This window comes from Arthrobacter sp. Y3223164 (assembly GCF_059091005.1).
The window spans coordinates 1-1,398 of sequence record NZ_JBNHGF010000557.1 but is presented as its reverse complement, the minus strand read 5'-3'; the positions used below and the strand labels follow the sequence as shown (position 1 = coordinate 1,398).

Sequence of the window (1,398 nt, the reverse complement as noted above, 5' to 3'; positions counted from 1 at the left end):
CGGGCAGCACCAGCAGCCGTGCCCCCAGCCCGGCCGCCTCTTCCAGCCACATCCGGCACCGCGGCCGGGACCCGTCGCCGAGCAGCCCGGCAGCCTGCACCACGGCAAGACGCATGGACTCCTCCTCATCGGCGGTCGTGGCGGGGCCGGTAGAGTACCGAAGGTGAGCAGCGCCAGCCCGTACCTCAATCCTACGTTTCCCGGTTCCGGGCAGGGCCGGCCCCTGGCCATGTCGCACCGGGGTTTCTCCTTGGACGGTCGGGAGAACTCGATGGCGGCCTTCCGCGCGGCAGTCGATCTCGGCTACGCCTACCTGGAGACCGATGTCAGGTCCACCCGCGACGGCGTGCTGGTGGCCTTCCACGACCGGACGCTGGAGCGTACTACCGACGGCCGCGGAGAGCTGGCGGAGCACACGGCCGGCCAGCTGGCGCGGGTCCGGATATCCGGTGAGCCGATCCCGACGTTCGAGGAGTTGCTGACCGCGTGGCCGGACGTGCGACTGAACGTGGACGTGAAGGACATGGCCGCCGCCGACGAATTGGCCCGGCTGATCGAGGCCTACGACGCGCACGACCGCGTGCTCGTGGCTTCCTTTTCCGACCGCCGCCGCTTCCGCGTGCTGCGCGGCCTGAGCCGGCCCGTCGCGGGATCCGCCGGCGTGTATGCGACCCTGGCAATATACTTGCTGGGCTATATAGGTCTGGCGGGCCTGATGGCCCGGCTGGTCCGCGTCCACGCGGTGCAGGTGCCGGTGAAGTACGGTCCGTTTACGGTGGTCACGCCCGGGTTTGTGCGGCGCTGCCGCCGGGCCGGACTGCACGTGCACGTGTGGACCATCAACGACCGCGCAGAGATGGAACGGCTGCTGGCACTGGGAGTGGATGGAATAGTCTCCGACCGCGCCGATATTCTGGCCGAAGTGATGGCTGAACGCGGCAGTTGGCCGCAGAGGGAGTCCGCATGAAGGTCTTGATTGCACCGGACAAGTTCAAGGGAACCTTATCGGCCGCCGAGGCGGCCGCCGCAATGGCCGAGGGCGTGCTGCGGGTCTACCCGGACGCCCACGTGCAGCTGCTCCCGGTTGCCGACGGCGGAGAGGGCACCTTGGAGGCTGCCCTCTCCGCCGGTGCGGCCGAGCACACGGAGCGCGTGGTGGGGCCGCTGGAGCGTGAGGTCACCGCATCCTGGGCCATGCTGGAACGGCCGGAGGGCAAGACCGCCGTCATCGAAACCGCGCGGGCGTCCGGCTTGCTGCTCACCGAGCCCAGCGTGCAGTCGGCGCTCACGGCCCACTCCTACGGGTCCGGCCAGCTGATTGAGGCGGCGCTGGACGCGGGCGCCACCGAGATTGTGCTCGGGGTGGGCGGCTCGGCCATGACCGACGGCGGGTCCGGG

The 1,398-nt window shown here is 70.1% G+C and carries 2 protein-coding genes; both read left to right on the top strand.

Annotated elements, in window-relative coordinates; translation table 11 throughout:
• Positions 1–163: 163 nt before the first annotated feature.
• On the top strand, positions 164–967 hold the full coding sequence (locus tag AC5RUJ_RS16365; protein WP_494128268.1) for a glycerophosphodiester phosphodiesterase family protein: 804 nt from the start codon (positions 164–166) through the stop codon (positions 965–967).
• The coding region (locus tag AC5RUJ_RS16360) for a glycerate kinase (protein WP_494156258.1) at positions 964–1,398 on the top strand (435 nt) is incomplete at its 3' end. The genes AC5RUJ_RS16365 and AC5RUJ_RS16360, both read left to right, overlap by 4 nt.